Here is a 945-nt window from a genome sequence, read left to right on the forward strand (position 1 = left end):
GCCCATCATCATCCTGTCCGCAAAATCTGAAGACACGGACAAAATCCTTGGCCTTAACATCGGTGCAGATGACTATATCACCAAACCTTTCAATCCTCTGGAGCTGATCGCCAGGGTAAAATCCCAGCTGCGCCGGTACACACAGCTTGGCTCCGCTGCACCGGCAGCATCAGAACACATCTACACAACCGGAGGTCTTACGGTAAACGATGACAAAAAAGAGGTGCTGGTAGATGGAGAAGCGGTACGGATGACGCCCATCGAATATAATATCCTGCTTCTTCTCATGAAAAATCCCGGACATGTTTTTTCCACCACGCAGATCTACGAGAGCATCTGGAATGAAGATGCTCTGGCCGCGGATAACACGGTAGCCGTCCACGTCCGTCACATTCGCGAAAAGATTGAGATCAACCCCAGGGATCCCCGCTATCTGAAAGTTATCTGGGGCCTGGGTTATAAAATCGAAAAACTGAGCCGGTGAGCCAGCCGGCCATGAAGTATCTGTACTTCAGAAAGGGGTATTATGAATAAAAATAAACATACGGGAAAAAACCGTTCATTTATGCGCATTCCTGCTCTTGTCCTTGCCCTTATCCTGCCTCTGATCATGGTCTTTTCAGCGGCACTGGTGATCCAGGCAGGTATACAGATGGACTCTGCCGAGGATCTTAAAACAAAGGATTATTTCCAGACCTCTGCCTTTGCTGACAGCTTTTACTCAAAAGCTTCCACAATCCTGTCCGGAATCTCAGCCAAGGAAATCCTGGATAAAACAGACGAAGATGCATACATTGATCTCGGAGAGCTTTATAACGGAGATTCTCTCTCCTTCAAAAACACCTCCGGACTAGCCTATTCCTTCAATGATCTTAGGGAATGGAGCTCACAGACGATCCATTCCAATGATGACTGGATCGTCCTGGGCCTTACCACCCCGGAGGG

Annotated in this window: 1 protein-coding gene and 1 pseudogene; both read left to right on the forward strand. The window is 48.4% G+C overall.

Going from position 1 to position 945, the window contains the following annotated elements; translation table 11 throughout:
• Positions 1-484, forward strand: a 484-nt coding sequence (locus AB5026_RS18970) for a response regulator transcription factor (protein WP_368214151.1), incomplete at its 5' end; no start/stop codon positions are given.
• A gap of 42 nt (positions 485-526) precedes the next feature.
• Positions 527-945: pseudogene (locus AB5026_RS18975) on the forward strand (hypothetical protein); the annotation flags it as partial.

The sequence above is a fragment of the Blautia sp. RTP21359st1_E11_RTP21359_211015 genome (genome assembly GCF_040910705.1).
GTDB lineage: Bacteria > Bacillota > Clostridia > Lachnospirales > Lachnospiraceae > Blautia_A > Blautia_A fusiformis.